Below are 13900 nucleotides of genomic sequence, written 5' to 3' on the forward strand. Positions count from 1 at the left end.
TGCTAAACTGGGCTGGTCCCAGTATCACGACACCGGTTTCTACGGTAACGGTTTCCAGGGCAACAACGGCCCGACCCGTAACGATCAGCTGGGTGCTGGTGCGTTTGGTGGTTACCAGGTTAACCCGTACCTCGGTTTTGAAATGGGTTACGACTGGCTGGGCCGTATGGCTTACAAAGGCAGCGTTGACAACGGCGCTTTCAAAGCTCAGGGCGTTCAGCTGACTGCTAAACTGGGTTACCCGATCACTGACGATCTGGATATCTATACCCGTCTGGGTGGTATGGTTTGGCGCGCTGACTCCAAAGGTAACTACGCTTCTACCGGCGTTTCCCGTAGCGAACACGACACTGGCGTCTCCCCGGTATTCGCGGGCGGCTTAGAGTGGGCTGTTACTCGTGACATCGCAACCCGTCTGGAATACCAGTGGGTTAACAACATCGGCGACGCTGGCACCGTTGGTACCCGTCCTGATAACGGCATGCTGAGCCTGGGCGTATCCTACCGCTTTGGTCAGGACGACGTTGCTCCGGTTGTAGCTCCGGCGCCGGCTCCGGCTCCAGAAGTGACTACCAAGCACTTCACCCTGAAGTCTGACGTTCTGTTCAACTTCAACAAATCTACTCTGAAACCAGAAGGCCAGCAGGCTCTGGATCAGCTGTACACCCAGCTGAGCAACATGGATCCGAAAGACGGTTCCGCAGTTGTTCTGGGCTACACCGACCGTATCGGTTCTGATGCCTACAACCAGCAGCTGTCTGAGAAACGTGCTCAGTCCGTTGTTGATTACCTGGTATCTAAAGGTATCCCGGCTAGCAAAATCTCTGCTCGCGGTATGGGCGAATCCAACCCGGTCACTGGCAACACCTGTGACAACGTGAAAGCTCGCGCAGCTCTGATCGACTGCCTGGCGCCGGACCGTCGTGTAGAAATCGAAGTTAAAGGCTACAAAGACGTTGTAACTCAGCCGCAGGCTTAAGTTATCTCGTTAATAAAAAACCCCGCATTGCGGGGTTTTTTTTACCTTAAATTCCGCTATCAAAAGCAGCAACGCACCGATAGCCCGACGCTTGTATTGCTACTCTTTTCCTAATAGTACCTGCAAATCATGCTTCAGGCTGGACATCTTGCTGGCATACTTCTCTTTATGCTCAGCATCCTCAATCAACTGCACAATGGTTTCCGACAGCGTTTTACCCCGTCTTTGCGCCAGACCTGCCAGACGCTGCCAGACCATGAACTCCAGATCGATAGACTTTTTACGCGTATGCTGATGCTCCGCGTTAAAATGACGCTTACGTCTGGCGCGGATAGTCTGCTTCATGCGGTTTATCAGCGCCGGATTGATATGCTGCTCAATCCAGGTATTCACCAGCACGGGTTCATTTTCGAGCGTCAGTAATAAATCGACGGCGGCTTGCGCAGCGCTGGCTTCAATGTAGCGGGTAATAAGCTCACCTTCCCGGTGCTTTTTTACCAGATAAGTCCATTTCCAGCCGCTTTCAAGATTTTCCAGTTGTTGATATTTCATTGCGATCTCAATGTGACCGTGTAACTCATTTCAGGATATCAGTTTTTTCCTGATGTGCTGAGAATAAATGATCTTTCGTGATGTTGGTAGATTCGTTATCACCGCGACAATCGCAATCCCTCGTGTGCTCGGACGCCGCATAATGTATAATCGCGCGTTTTACATCTGACTAAAAAACAGCGACTTTGACCATTACGAAACTTACCCGAAACGACCTCGCTCCTGATACGGAAAGTTATCAGGCGCTGTTTGCACAAGCCGACTTAGCTCACGCAGAGGCATCGCTCTCAGGCGAACTCCAGCCCCGACTCTTCTATGGCCTGGAGCAGCTCCTGGTCACTCCGGCCATTTCGCCGTTTATGCTGGTTAAAATTCCGGAAGAGCCGGAGTACCTGCAGTGGTTGGCTAACGAAACCCGTACTTTACATCAACCGGCACAAACGCTCTGTGGCGTTCGCTATCAGGTTGATGGCGGAAAAATCTCGCTCTCCCCGGCGCAAACGGTTGAAGATGATTTTGCCAGCGTTGCGCCGGTTGAAGCCGCGGACTGGATCGAAGCAGAGCAGCTTTTTGGCTGCGTGCGCCAGTTTAATGGTGAAATCACGTTACAACCCGGTCTGGTCCATCGTGCTAACGGCGGGGTATTAATTCTCTCCCTCCGCGCATTACTGGCACAGCCCCTGCTGTGGATGCGGCTAAAAAATATGGTAACCCGCCAGCGTTTTGACTGGTTATCATTCGATGAGTCTCGCCCTCTTCCGGTCAGCATTCCCTCTATGCCCCTGAGTTTGAAAGTTATCCTGGTCGGCGAGCGGGAATCTCTTGCGGATTTTCAGGAGATGGAACCCGAGCTTTCTGCGCAGGCTATCTACAGCGAATATGAAGATAATCTGCAAATCGCTGACGCCGATACGCTGAAGCAGTGGTGCCAGTGGGTCTGGCAAAATGCTCAGCTGCTCGAACTCCCGGGGCTGTCAGCTAACGCCTGGCCGCTGCTGATCCAGGAAGGTGCGCGTTATACAGGCGATCAGGAAACCTTGCCGCTGTGCGTACTCTGGATTGCTCGCCAGCTTCGCGAAGCCGCCGCATTCTGTGAAGGTGAAGAGATTAGCGCTGAAGAGATGCAAACCATGCTGGAGCGTCGTTTGTGGCGCGAAGGCTACCTTGCTGAACGCATCCAGGATGAAATACTGCAGGAGCAAATCCTGATCGAGACCGAAGGCGAATGCGTCGGACAAATCAACGCACTCTCCGTCATTGAGTTTCCGGGCCATCCGCGTGCGTTTGGCGAGCCTTCGCGTATTAGCTGCGTCGTACATATTGGCGACGGCGAATTTATTGACGTTGAACGTAAGGCCGAGCTTGGTGGCAACATTCATGCAAAAGGCATGATGATCATGCAGGCGTTCCTGATGTCCGAGCTGGAGCTCGAACAACAGCTCCCCTTCACCGCCTCCCTGACCTTCGAGCAGTCCTACAGCGAAGTGGATGGCGATAGCGCCTCCATGGCCGAGCTGTGCGCGCTGATCAGCTCGCTGGCCAATGTGCCGATTAATCAGAGCATCGCCATTACCGGCTCTGTCGATCAGTTTGGTCGCGTACAGCCGGTTGGCGGGCTTAACGAGAAAATTGAGGGCTTCTTTGCTATTTGCCAGCAGCGTGGGCTGACCGGTAAACAGGGAGTCATCATTCCCTCCGCCAACGTTCGTCACCTGAGCCTGGCGCAGGAACTGCAACAGGCCGTTGCGGATGAGCAGTTCTTTATCTGGGCAGTCGATGACGTGACGGAAGCGCTGCCCATTCTGACCCAGTTACTCTGGGACGGCGAAGGACAAACGTTACGGCAAACCATTCAGGAACGAATTGCGCAGGCGACACAGCAAGAGAGTCGTCATCGCTTTCCGTGGCCGCTACGCTGGTTAGGCGGTTCAGGTTCGAACTGATCGGACTTGTTCAGCGTACACGTGTTAGCTATCCTGCGTCCCGAACTCAAAATAAGGCTTACTGAAAACATGGTAGATAAACGCGAATCCTATACAAAAGAAGACCTTCTTGCCTCTGGTCGTGGTGAACTCTTTGGCGCCAAAGGCCCACAGCTGCCGGCGCCAAGTATGCTGATGATGGACCGCGTCATCAAAATGACCGAAACCGGTGGTAACTATGACAAAGGTTATGTTGAGGCAGAACTCGATATTAACCCGGACATGTGGTTCTTCGGTTGCCATTTCATTGGTGACCCGGTGATGCCGGGCTGTCTGGGCCTGGATGCCATGTGGCAGCTGGTTGGCTTCTACCTGGGCTGGTTAGGCGGCGAAGGTAAAGGACGTGCATTAGGCGTGGGCGAAGTGAAGCTCACCGGTCAGATACTGCCAACGGCGAAGAAAGTGACCTACCGTATTCATTTCAAACGCGTGATAAACCGTCGTTTGATTATGGGGCTGGCGGATGGAGAAGTGCTGGTTGACGGTCGTTTGATTTACACCGCAACCGATCTGAAAGTGGGCCTGTTCCAGGACACTTCCGCGTTCTGATAAGCATCACGCGTTAGAAAAGGCGAAGCCCCCGCGCAGCGGAGGCTTCTTTTTAAAGAGACAGTCAGGCAATTTGTACCCTGTCCTCCATGGCCTCTCGCCAGCCTCCTAGCCAATAAGACCTTTGGTTTAAGGTCTGGTAAGGACACATTTCCTTCGACCTTCCGGTAATACCGGCCTGGTACCCACGCTGATGTGCCCGTTCCAGGCGATCTCGTTTTTGTCTCTTCATGCCTCGTTTCCCTCATACTTTGATCTGGTGGAAAAGAAAACAATGGTCACTAAATACGCAACCACGGTTAACGAATACCGCGAATCGGGGATAGCGTCAATGCGCAAAATTCACGCCATTGTCATATTTGTGAGCTACATGAAACTTCGTTTGTACAAAAACTGTGAACCAGCACAAGTAACAAACTGATGAGACAAATAAAAAAGCCGCTGCGATTTTCACTGTCGCAGCGGCTTTTATTCTTATTAATTTTACTTATGGCAAGCGGTTAATCTCGCTGGCAATCGCCGTCGCTTCCTGGGTCCAGGCCTGAGCGAGCGTTTTCACCATCGCGTCGTAGCCATCCTCTTGTTGCTTAAGCTCAATATGGAACGGCCGCTTAATCAGCTGCCCCTGATGCTTCAGCAGCCACTCGCCGCTGACGATGACCCGGCCATCGTAACGGCCGTGAAAACCGCTGACGGACACGTTCAGCGTATCCTGCTCGCTCCCCAGCGGTTGAGAGGCAACCACCCAACCCGGAAGCTGGTTGCTAAGGTTCGCCACCAGCGTCGTTTTCAGCTGTTGATCGAGCGGGCTCGCCCACAGATTGTTATTCGCAATCACATACTGAACATCGGTGGTCTGATAGACCACACCGTTACCGGCAAGATAATCCGGAATGCTCACCTGCTCGACCCAAAGCAAATTTTTGCTTTGGTGGGCGGCGCTTTGCGCGCCACCCTGCGCCACGGGAAGCTGATAGTAAGTTTTACTCTCACCGCCGCTGCTGCATGCCGTCAGCGCGCATACCGCCGCCGCTATTAGCCATTTCTTCATTATTTCGCTCCCTTCGGCTGCGGATCTTTTTTATCCTTCGCCTCAAATACCAGCGCATTGCTCTTATCATTGAGCGTTTTCAGTACCGGCTGCAGTTCACGAAGAACCTGATCGAGACGCTGCATATCCGCAACCATCTTATTGTATGCCGCAGATCCCGGCTGGAAGCCCTGCATACTACGATTAAGCTCGCGCAACGTATTCTGCATATCGCCCGGTAGCTGCTGCATCGACTGACTTGACGTTATCTTGTTCAGACTGTCCAGCGTCGCCTGTACGTGCTGCATCGTTTTTTCACTTTGCGCCAGCGTACTGGTTGCCTGCTCCAGCAGCGGGTTAATTGGCAGATTGTTAATTTTATCCAGCGCGTCCATCAGGCGCTGCTGGATCTGCGCCAGGCCACCGCTCACGGTTGGAATAATCGGATAACCGCCAAACTCCTGCATCTTGCCGCGCGGAGGGGCTTTCGGGTAGAAGTCGAGATCGATATACAGCGCGCCGGTCACCAGGTTACCGGTTTTAAGCGAACCGCGCAGCCCGCGATTCATTAGATCATCGATATGCTTACGAATGTCAGGATTAGCGCCTAACTGATTGATCAGACGTTCCGGTTCAATCCGCACTTCTACCGGGATACGGTAATCGTCGTTGATGTTCTGCTTGAGCCCTGGAATAAAGAACGGCACCTTGCCGACGGTCCCCAGACGGATACCGCGGAACTCAACCGGCGCGCCGGGCTGCAGACCACGAATCGAATCTTTAAAGAACATCACGTAGTCAATATGCTGGGTAAATACCGAATCCTGGATGCTGCGTTGATCGTCAAACAGATGATATTCGGTTTTATTCGCCACCGGTTCCCCTAGCGGGAGCCCTTCAGGGATATCAAAGCTGACGCCGCCGCCAAACAGCGTCGACAGCGATCCCATCTCAACGCGCATACCCGCAGCGGTCAGATCCACCGCAATACCGCTATCTTTCCAGAAGCGCACGTTATTGGTCACCAGCCGATCGTTAGGCGCGCTAATAAACAGCTGATAGGTAATATTGCGTTTTTGCGCATCGAAGGTGCTGGTTTCAACTGAACCTACGCGGTAGCCGCGAAAAAGCACCGGATCGCCGGGTGAAAGCTGCCCCGCTTTGCTGCTTTCCAGCAGAATGCGAATACCTTTAGCATCAGGGGAGGCCAGCGGCGGTGAATCCAGCAGCGGATACTGCGCAGGAACAGAGCCTTTGCTACCCGGCTGCAGTTCGATATAGGCGCCGGATAACAGCGTTCCCAGACCGCTAATCCCTTCACGGCCGACCTGCGGTTTAACCACCCAAAAAACCGAATCCTGGTGCAGCAGTTTTTCCATACCTGAATTCAGCCGCGCTTTAATCTCCACGTGGGTCAGGTCGTCCGTCAGCGTCGCGCTTTCAATCACGCCGACGTCAACGCTGCGGCTTTTTATCCGGGTTTTGCCCCCTTCAATACCTTCTGCGTTGGTGGTTATCAGGGTCACTTCCGGCCCCTGGTGGCTATAGTGATAAAAGAGAATCCATGCGCCAATCAGCGCCGTGACTATCGGGAAGATCCACACCGGTGACCAGTTCTTCACCTTTTGCACTTTCGCTTCTCCGCTCTTATTTTCCATGCTGCAGTCTTTCCTCATGGCTTGAATCTGGCTCACGATCCCACAATAAACGCGGGTCAAAGGTCATGGCCGAAAACATTGTCATTACTACGACCAGCGCAAACATCACTGCTCCTATCGCCGGATAGATATTCATTAATCCACCGATGCGAACCAGAGCGGAGAGGACTGCGATAACAAACACATCAATCATTGACCAGCGGCCAACAAACTCGACGACTTCATAAATCAGATGCATGCGCTCCGAGTCGCGCGCTCCCTTGCCGCTGGCGTTCCAGCATAGCCAGCCAATGGCGATCATTTTTAACGTCGGCACCATAATACTGGCAATAAATATCACCATCGCCACCGGATACGATCCTTCGCTCCACAGCAGGATCACCCCCGCCATAATCGTGGAAGGCATTTTATCGCCCAGCAGGTCGGTAATCATGATCGGCAGAATATTGGCGGGCATATAGAGGATCAGCGAAGTCACCAACAGCGCCAGCGTCCACTGCAGGCTGTTTTTACGCCGGGCGGTTCCCCTTGTCCGACAGCGCGGACAAACGGCCTCATCGACGGGCAAAACAGCCGTGCAGCATGAGCACGAGCGTAGCCCCTGACGCAGACCGGAGACGCCGACTTTCAGCGGCTGTGTAATCGCCGGCATTGATGCAATATCATCCCACAACCAGCGGCGATCCACGCACTGGAACGTCCTCAGCTGTAACAGGCAGAACATACACCAGGGAACGAAGCTCAGGCCGATGCCGATATCGCCGTAGGCCATCAGCTTAACGAAGCTTACCAGCACCCCGGCGAGAAAGATTTCCGCCATCCCCCAGGTTTTAAGGTGAAACAGGATCCGCGCCAGAAACGCCTTTAGCCCGGAAGGCATGCTCACCCGATTGACCAGCAGCAGTATGGTGACCAGGCAGAAAGCCGGCACCAGCTGGACGAAAAGTAAAAAGAAGGTACCGAGGCTGGCGTAATCCTCGCTAAACAGCACGTTCGGAATTTCCAGCAGCTCGATTTCGCTGCTGATCCCTCCAACCTTCATATAGATGAAGGGGAACAGATTGGCCAGCAGCAGCATGAACAACGCGACCAGCGCGTAGGCTGTGGGACGCTGCCGGGGCGCGTCCCATGACGTTGTTAATGTCGTTCCGCAACGCGGACACGTAGCTTTCTGGCGATGCTCCAGCTGCGGCAAAGCCACCAGCAGATCACATTGTCGACACAGGATATGCCGCGCAGCATGATGATGATCGCACATGAAAACTCCTCAGCTTATGCGCCGTTTTTTAAACCTTCGAGATATTCCCAGCGTTCGAAGGCGGTTTCCAGCGCCTGCTCCGCTTCACTCAGCTGTGCGAGCACCTGCTGCGTATGGTCATGCGACTGACCAAAGAAAGAAGGGTCGGCAACCTGCTCCTGCAAATTCTGCAGCTGGGCTTCCAGTTCTTCCAGTTTTTGCGGCAGCTGTTCCAGCTCGCGCTGCAGGTTATAGCTTAGTTTGCTGGCAGCGCGTTTGACACTTTCTGCTTTCGGTTGAGCAACTTCAACTGTCTTTTTAGAAACCGGCTGTTTTTTCGCCAGATACTGCGCCTGCTGACCGCGCGCGTCATGATAGCCGCCCACGTATTGGCCAATTTGCCCCACGCCTTCGAAGATCCAACACTCCGTTACCGTGTTATCCACAAACTGACGGTCGTGGCTAACCAGCATCACGGTTCCCTGATAACCGTCGACAAGCTCTTCCAGCAGCTCCAGGGTTTCGACATCCAGATCGTTTGTCGGTTCATCGAGTATCAACAGGTTGCTGGGCTTGAGGAACAGGCGCGCCAGCAGCAGGCGGTTACGCTCCCCGCCCGACAGTGCCCGCACCGGCGTCATCGCGCGTTTCGGATGGAACATAAAGTCCTGCAGATAGCCCAGGACGTGGCGCGGCTTGCCGTTCACCATCACTTCCTGTTTACCTTCCGCAAGGTTGTCCATCACCGTTTTATCCGGATCAAGTTCCGCGCGGTGCTGGTCGAAGTAAGCCACTTCCAGCTTGGTACCCACATGAATACGTCCGCTATCCGCCTGCAGCTGACCGAGCATCAGCTTCAGCAGCGTAGTTTTGCCGCAGCCGTTCGGGCCAATCAGCGCAATTTTGTCGCCTCGCTGGATTTGGGCGGTGAAGTCTTTAACCAGCACCTTGCCATCAACCTGGTAGTTGACGTTCTCCATTTCGAACACAATCTTGCCCGAACGTGCGGCCTCTTCCACCTGCATCTTCGCGCTGCCCATCACTTCACGGCGCTCACCGCGTTCGCGGCGCATGGCTTTCAACGCCCGCACGCGCCCTTCATTACGGGTGCGACGCGCTTTGATCCCCTGACGGATCCACACTTCTTCCTGCGCCAGCTTGCGATCGAACTCCGCGTTCTGTAACTCTTCCACGCGCAGCGCTTCTTCTTTATCCAGCAGATACTGATCGTAGTTCCCCGGATAGGTCACCAGCTTACCGCGATCGAGATCGACAATTCGCGTCGCCATGTTGCGAATAAAGGAACGGTCGTGCGAAATAAAAATAATGGTGCCTTTGAACATCTTCAGGAAACCTTCCAGCCAGTCGATAGTTTCGATATCGAGATGGTTGGTCGGTTCATCGAGCAGCAGCACGCGCGGCCCACTTACCAGCGCGCGGCCGAGGGCCGCTTTACGCAGCCAGCCGCCGGACAGCGAAGAAAGCTCGGCGTTAGGATCCAGATTCAGCTGTTCCAGCACTTCATTAATGCGGCTATCGAGCTGCCACAGCCCTAAATTATCCAGCTGTTCCTGAAGGCGCGCCAGCTCATTGAGATTCTTGTCGCTCGGATCGGTCATCACCAGCTGCGAAACATCGTGATAACCCTTGAGGTATGCCGCTTGTTCAGCAATACCTTCCGCCACAAAGTCATAGACGGTTCCGGTCACATTACGCGGCGGATCCTGCTGTAGACGCGCCACAACCAGATCCAGTTCATAGATAATGCGCCCGTCATCAAGACCCTGTTCACGATTGAGGATCTTCATCAGGGTCGATTTACCCGCACCGTTGCGCCCTACCAGGCAGACGCGTTCGTTATCTTCGATATGCAGTTCAGCATTATCCAGCAGCGGCGCATCGCTGAAAGAGAGCCAGGCGCCGTGCATACTAATTAAAGACATTCTTTATTCCTTTCAGGCTGCGGTAATCAGCCAGCAGTTGTGAATCTGACGGTTGCGGGCAAAATCCTGAGACAGCGTTTTTTGCGTGATCTCCTGCGCCTTCAGGCCCAGCTGCGCCAGCCCGTCATGATCCATACGGAAACCGCGTTTGTTGTTCGAGAACATAATCGTGCCGCCTTTACGCAGCAGACGTTTTAAATCGGTCATCAGGCGCAAATGGTCGCGCTGAACGTCAAACGCATCATCCATACGCTTGGAGTTGGAGAAGGTTGGCGGATCGATAAAGATCAGATCAAACTGTTCGGTGGTCTCCCGCAGCCAGCCCAGCACATCAGCCTGCATCAGGCGATGCGCGCGGCCGGTTAAGCCATTGAGGCGCAGGTTACGTTCAGCCCATTCAAGATAGGTACGTGACATATCGACCGTCGTCGTGGAACGCGCGCCGCCAAGGCCGGCGTGGACGCTGGCGCTACCGGTGTAGGAGAAAAGGTTGAGGAAATCTTTGCCTTTGCTCATCTGGCCGAGCATGCGGCGAGCAATACGATGGTCGAGGAACAGCCCGGTATCCAGGTAGTCGGTCAGGTTTACCCACAGACGTGCGTTATACTCCTGCACCTCAATGAACTCCCCTTTTTCACCCATTTTCTGATACTGGTTTTTCCCTTTCTGCCGTTCGCGGGTTTTCAGCACCAGCTTGTTCGGCGCAATCCCCAGTACGGCAATGGTGGCGGCGATAATATCAAACAGGCGCTGGCGGGCCTTGTGCGCGTCAACGGTTTTCGGCGGCGCATACTCCTGCACCACCACCCAGTCGGCGTAGCGGTCGATAGCGACGTTGTACTCCGGGAGGTCAGCATCATACAGGCGATAGCATTCAATGCCTTCCTGACGCGCCCACTTCTCATATTTTTTCAGGTTCTTACGCAGACGGTTGGCGAAATCTTCCGCCAGCATCGCGGTTTTGCCGCCTTCGTTTTCCGCGAGATGGTAGTTCTTCTGGACGCAGTCGAGCGGTCCATTTTTCGCTTTGAACTGCTTATCAGCGCGCAGCTGCAGGCAGCTCAGCAGATCCGGCGAGGCGCTAAACAGCGACAGGTTCCAGCCGCCAAACTGATTTTTCATGATCCGCCCCAGCAGGCTATGCAGGGCAATCAGCGCCGGTTCACTCTCCAGACGCTCGCCGTACGGCGGGTTGCTTATCACCGTGCCGTAAGGGCCCTTCGGCAGTGGGTTGCTAAGCTGGGCAACGTCTTTCACTTCGAAGCTAATCAGTTCGCCAATACCGGCGCGGCGGGCGTTGCGCTGCGCGCGTTCGATGACGCGGGCGTCAACGTCGGAACCGTAAAAGCGCGACTCATACGCCGCCAGCCCCTGACGGGCGCGGGTTTGCGCTTCGGACTTCACCTCTTTCCAGAGAGCATCGTCATGCTGCGCCCAGCCGCCGAAACCCCAATGGCCGCGGTGTAAGCCCGGCGCACGATCGGTAGCGAGCATCGCCGCTTCAATCAGCAGCGTACCGGAACCGCACATGGGATCGAGCAGCGGCGTACCGGCAGCCCAGCCGGAACGCATCACTATCGCCGCAGCCAGGTTTTCTTTGATTGGCGCCATACCGGTACCGTCGCGGTAGCCGCGCAGGTGCAGCCCCTCGCCGCTAAGATCCAGGGAGATATGCGCAGTCTCTTTATTCAGCCAGACGTTAATACGCAGATCGGGATTTTCGCGATCGACGTTGGGACGCGGCAGATTCTTACGCGTAAAGCTGTCGACGATGGCGTCTTTCACCTTCAACGCCCCGTACTGGCTGTTGCGGATCTCTTCGTTCAGCCCGCTAAAGTGCACGGCAAAAGTGGCATCCTGAGTGAAAATCTCGGTCCATGGAATGGCCTGTACGCCAAGGTACAGATCCAGGTCGCTGTATACGCTGCACTGCCCCAGCGGCAGCATAATCCGCGAAGCCAGCCGGCTCCACATCAGGCTTTGATACAGCAGCCGCGTATCTCCCTGAAAATGGACCCCGCCCTGGACCAACTGGCAGTCCACTGCGCCCAGCCCTTCCAGTTCAGTTTTTAACAGCTCTTCCAGCCCACGAGCCGTACTGGCAAACAGAGAATTCATATCGTCACTTTTACTAAAAGAAAATTGGTGCGCATTATAGCCAATATGCGCCCCATGTCATAAAGTTAAAGGCTTATTTTTAAAGCCAGGGGCAGCGTATGGTAACCCTTTCGCGACTTTTTATTCATCCCGTCAAATCGATGCGGGGAATGGGGCTCAGCCACGCTTATGCAGACAGCAGCGGGCTGGCCTTCGATCGTATATTTATGGTGACGGAAACCGACGGCACCTTCATTACCGCCCGTCAGTTTCCGCAAATGGTCAAATTTATTCCCGCGCCGCTCCATGATGGTCTGCATCTGACCGCGCCGGACGGCAGCAGCGCGATGGTGCGCTTCAGCGATTTCTCCATACAGCAGGAGCCGACCGAAGTCTGGGGCAACCATTTTACCGCCCTGATTGCCCCGGACCGGGTGAACCAGTGGCTAAGCGGGTTCTTCAACCGCAGCGTTCAGCTCCGCTGGCTGGGGCCAGCGCTTAGCCGCAGGGTAAAACGTCACGATGCCGTCCCCCTCTCTTTTGCCGACGGTTTTCCCTATCTGCTGGCCAATGAAGCTTCGCTGCGCGATCTGCAAAATCGCTGTCCGGCCAGCGTAAGCATAGAACAATTTCGCCCAAATCTGCTGGTGACCGGCGCGGCCGCCTGGGAAGAAGATACGTGGAAAGTGGTGCGCATTGGCGAGGTCATTTTTGATGTCGTCAAACCGTGCAGCCGCTGCGTATTGACTACCGTCAGCCCGGAGCGCGGGCAAAAGCATCCTTCCGGGGAGCCCTTAAGCACGCTGCAGCGTTTCCGCACGGCGCTGGACAACGGCGATGTCGATTTTGGCCAGAACCTGATCGCGCGAAATAGCGGCGTAATCCGCGTGGGCGATGCGTTAGAAGTGCTGGCCAGCGGCCCGGCGAAGGCCTACGGCGCAGGCGAGAGTGATACTACGCCGGCACCTGAAGCGCAGGAGAACGCGACGGTGGAAATAGCGTGGCAGGGAGTGAGTTTTACCGGTAATAATCAGCAAATCTTGCTGGAGCAGCTGGAGCAACAGGGAATTCGTATTCCTTACTCCTGTCGGGCTGGGATTTGCGGCAGCTGCCGCATCCGGCTGGAAGAAGGAGAAGTCAGCGCGCTGAAGAAAAACGCGGTCGCCGCAGATGGCACCATTTTATGCTGTAGCTGCGTGCCGAAAACCGCGGTGAAGCTGGCGCCTTAAACCGCCTGACCCAGGCTGTAGCTGGCGACGCCTGGCGCTGGCTGCAGCCTGTCGTTCATAATTTTAATCACGTCGCCGAGCTGCATCACTCGCCCGGCAAGCGTCAGACCGGGCTGGGCTAACAGGCACAGCGCGGCGTTTTCTCCGGGCTCAACCACCAGCAGATTCACCTGCTGGCCGGTATCGCTGAGCCATGCGCTGGCGGCATCGCCAACGCCGGGCTGCCAGCTCTCTTCATGCGTATTGAAATGCCAGCTTTTCGGCATTTGCGGCTTGAGAAAACGAATAGCGACCAGCGCATTGAGCACTAATTCAGCGCGCTGTTCTTTTGATAATTCGAGATCGCGGCACTTTTCTTCAAATGAAAAATAGAGCGCTGCGTCATCAACGCAAAATCCGGAAGGCGCGAAGGCGTCGGGCGTCAACATGCGGCGAGCAAAACGCGATCTGAATAACATACCATTAGCCAGATCGAGCATCATGCGGTCATGCTCTTCATCGTAATACCAGCGCCAGTTATCGTCAGGTTTGATCCGCATTTCTACCCCCGTCCTCTTCCACTTCCGTCTGTAATAAACAGGTAAACTGCTACAGAATATTTCAAAAATTAAGAAAAGACTAAAATGTCTAAATAAGCAACAATG

Annotated in this window: 12 protein-coding genes; 4 read left to right on the forward strand and 8 right to left on the reverse strand. The window is 54.7% G+C overall.

Annotation, left to right across the window (positions count from 1 at the left end):
• A partial coding sequence (ompA, locus tag HMPREF1144_RS14830) for a porin OmpA (protein WP_009653297.1) occupies positions 1-979 on the forward strand: 979 nt, incomplete at its 5' end.
• 99 nt (positions 980-1078) lie between these two features.
• Here ompA and matP read toward each other — a convergent pair.
• Positions 1079-1531, reverse strand: coding sequence for a macrodomain Ter protein MatP (gene matP / locus HMPREF1144_RS14835; protein ID WP_004849517.1), 453 nt, complete (start codon positions 1529-1531; stop codon positions 1079-1081).
• A gap of 185 nt (positions 1532-1716) precedes the next feature.
• Between matP and HMPREF1144_RS14840 the strand changes: the two genes are divergently transcribed.
• Together HMPREF1144_RS14840 and fabA are read left to right on the forward strand one after the other, a co-directional pair.
• Entirely contained in the window at positions 1717-3474 is a 1758-nt protein-coding gene (locus HMPREF1144_RS14840; protein ID WP_004849516.1) for an AAA family ATPase, read from the forward strand.
• 69 nt (positions 3475-3543) lie between these two features.
• Positions 3544-4062 (forward strand): bifunctional 3-hydroxydecanoyl-ACP dehydratase/trans-2-decenoyl-ACP isomerase, encoded by a 519-nt coding sequence (gene fabA, locus HMPREF1144_RS14845; protein WP_009653308.1) that lies wholly within the window; start codon positions 3544-3546, stop codon positions 4060-4062.
• A 64-nt stretch (positions 4063-4126) separates the two neighbouring features.
• Here the strand turns inward: fabA and rmf are convergent, their stop codons facing one another.
• The 6 genes from rmf to rlmKL all read right to left on the reverse strand — a co-directional run bounded on the left by rmf (position 4127) and on the right by rlmKL (position 12048).
• Positions 4127-4294: a ribosome modulation factor gene (gene rmf, locus HMPREF1144_RS31600; RefSeq protein WP_004100764.1), complete on the reverse strand. Its 168-nt coding sequence runs from the start codon at positions 4292-4294 to the stop codon at positions 4127-4129.
• A gap of 255 nt (positions 4295-4549) precedes the next feature.
• Positions 4550-5113: a membrane integrity-associated transporter subunit PqiC gene (pqiC, locus tag HMPREF1144_RS14855; RefSeq protein ID WP_004849513.1), complete on the reverse strand. Its 564-nt coding sequence runs from the start codon at positions 5111-5113 to the stop codon at positions 4550-4552.
• Entirely contained in the window at positions 5113-6750 is a 1638-nt protein-coding gene (gene pqiB / locus HMPREF1144_RS14860; protein ID WP_004849511.1) for an intermembrane transport protein PqiB, read from the reverse strand. Before pqiB ends, pqiC begins: the two co-directional genes overlap by 1 nt.
• Positions 6740-8008, reverse strand: coding sequence for a membrane integrity-associated transporter subunit PqiA (pqiA, locus tag HMPREF1144_RS14865; RefSeq protein ID WP_042927837.1), 1269 nt, complete (start codon positions 8006-8008; stop codon positions 6740-6742). Before pqiA ends, pqiB begins: the two co-directional genes overlap by 11 nt.
• A 14-nt stretch (positions 8009-8022) precedes the next feature.
• Positions 8023-9930, reverse strand: a complete 1908-nt coding sequence (locus HMPREF1144_RS14870) for an ABC transporter ATP-binding protein (protein ID WP_009653281.1) — start codon at positions 9928-9930, stop codon at positions 8023-8025.
• Between the two features lie 12 nt (positions 9931-9942).
• Complete coding sequence (rlmKL, locus tag HMPREF1144_RS14875) at positions 9943-12048, reverse strand: bifunctional 23S rRNA (guanine(2069)-N(7))-methyltransferase RlmK/23S rRNA (guanine(2445)-N(2))-methyltransferase RlmL (RefSeq protein WP_009653258.1); 2106 nt, start codon at positions 12046-12048, stop codon at positions 9943-9945.
• 98 nt (positions 12049-12146) lie between these two features.
• Between rlmKL and HMPREF1144_RS14880 the strand changes: the two genes are divergently transcribed.
• Positions 12147-13256 carry a YcbX family protein gene (locus HMPREF1144_RS14880; RefSeq protein WP_009653270.1) on the forward strand — a complete coding sequence of 370 codons (1110 nt, stop codon included), beginning with the start codon at positions 12147-12149 and terminating at the stop codon, positions 13254-13256.
• On the opposite strand, the gene zapC is transcribed toward HMPREF1144_RS14880, so the two are convergent.
• Complete coding sequence (zapC, locus tag HMPREF1144_RS14885) at positions 13253-13795, reverse strand: cell division protein ZapC (RefSeq protein ID WP_004849504.1); 543 nt, start codon at positions 13793-13795, stop codon at positions 13253-13255. The genes HMPREF1144_RS14880 and zapC overlap by 4 nt on opposite strands.
• Between the last annotated feature and the right edge of the window lie 105 nt (positions 13796-13900).

The organism is Klebsiella sp. OBRC7 (assembly GCF_000293135.1).
In the GTDB taxonomy this organism is placed as follows: Bacteria; Pseudomonadota; Gammaproteobacteria; order Enterobacterales; family Enterobacteriaceae; genus Klebsiella; species Klebsiella michiganensis.

What these genes read in the sequence shown, in the direction of transcription:
- matP (WP_004849517.1), bottom strand. Translation starts at nt 1,531, where the DNA reads ATGAAATATCAACAACTGGAAAATCTTGAAAGCGGCTGGAAATGGACT.
- fabA (WP_009653308.1), top strand. Translation starts at nt 3,544, where the DNA reads ATGGTAGATAAACGCGAATCCTATACAAAAGAAGACCTTCTTGCCTCT.
- rmf (WP_004100764.1), bottom strand. Translation starts at nt 4,294, where the DNA reads ATGAAGAGACAAAAACGAGATCGCCTGGAACGGGCACATCAGCGTGGG.
- pqiC (WP_004849513.1), bottom strand. Translation starts at nt 5,113, where the DNA reads ATGAAGAAATGGCTAATAGCGGCGGCGGTATGCGCGCTGACGGCATGC.
- pqiB (WP_004849511.1), bottom strand. Translation starts at nt 6,750, where the DNA reads ATGGAAAATAAGAGCGGAGAAGCGAAAGTGCAAAAGGTGAAGAACTGG.
- pqiA (WP_042927837.1), bottom strand. Translation starts at nt 8,008, where the DNA reads ATGTGCGATCATCATCATGCTGCGCGGCATATCCTGTGTCGACAATGT.
- HMPREF1144_RS14870 (WP_009653281.1), bottom strand. Translation starts at nt 9,930, where the DNA reads ATGTCTTTAATTAGTATGCACGGCGCCTGGCTCTCTTTCAGCGATGCG.
- rlmKL (WP_009653258.1), bottom strand. Translation starts at nt 12,048, where the DNA reads ATGAATTCTCTGTTTGCCAGTACGGCTCGTGGGCTGGAAGAGCTGTTA.
- HMPREF1144_RS14880 (WP_009653270.1), top strand. Translation starts at nt 12,147, where the DNA reads ATGGTAACCCTTTCGCGACTTTTTATTCATCCCGTCAAATCGATGCGG.
- zapC (WP_004849504.1), bottom strand. Translation starts at nt 13,795, where the DNA reads ATGCGGATCAAACCTGACGATAACTGGCGCTGGTATTACGATGAAGAG.